This window comes from Bradyrhizobium sp. MI1.3 (assembly GCF_055811695.1).
This window is the reverse complement of sequence record NZ_JBVVPQ010000248.1, coordinates 1-579: the sequence shown is the minus strand read 5'-3', so window position 1 is coordinate 579 and position 579 is coordinate 1. Positions and strand designations below refer to the sequence as shown.

The following is a 579-nucleotide window of genomic DNA, read 5'->3' as shown; positions in this document are numbered from 1 at the left end:
ATGCAATCTGCGCCTCTGAAAACTTCGATGCCTTCATGGAATTCTCCTCTCCCCATTAGGGGATCAAAAGTGGAAAACTTCAGTTCAAACTGGCCTAATTTGGCGGGGGCACGTCATCTGAAGGACGGACAAATGAAGCGAGCCAGGTTTACGGAAGAGCAGATTATAGGCGTGCTGCGCGAGCATGAGGCCGGTGCGAAGACGGCCGATTTGGCACGCAAGCACGGCGTCTCGGAAGCGACGCTTTACAACTGGAAGTCCAAATTCGGCGGTATGGACGTCTCGGAGGCCAAGCGGCTACGGCAGCTTGAGGACGAGAACGCTAAGCTGAAGAAGCTGTTGGCCGAGCAGATGCTGGATGCGACGGCGCTGCGTGAGCTTCTTTCAAAAAATGTATGACCCGCCCCGCCCGTGCAAGGTCGTTTAATGAGGACGATGCAGTCTGCACAAATGTATCCGGCCTCTTGCAAGTGGGCCGCTGTTGCGGCCAGGCCATGATGAGTCCGCGCGTGCCGTTCCCAGATAAATGGTTCGGGCTCGAAGCCCGCTTTTTTGCACAGGGTTTACGGCGCGCCGATC

At 56.3% G+C, this 579-nt stretch carries 1 pseudogene; it reads left to right on the top strand.

From position 1 onward, the window contains the following. Positions 1-132 precede the first annotated feature (132 nt). Positions 133-396, top strand: a pseudogene (locus AC0L3A_RS40875) (transposase); the annotation flags it as partial. Positions 397-579 lie beyond the last annotated feature (183 nt).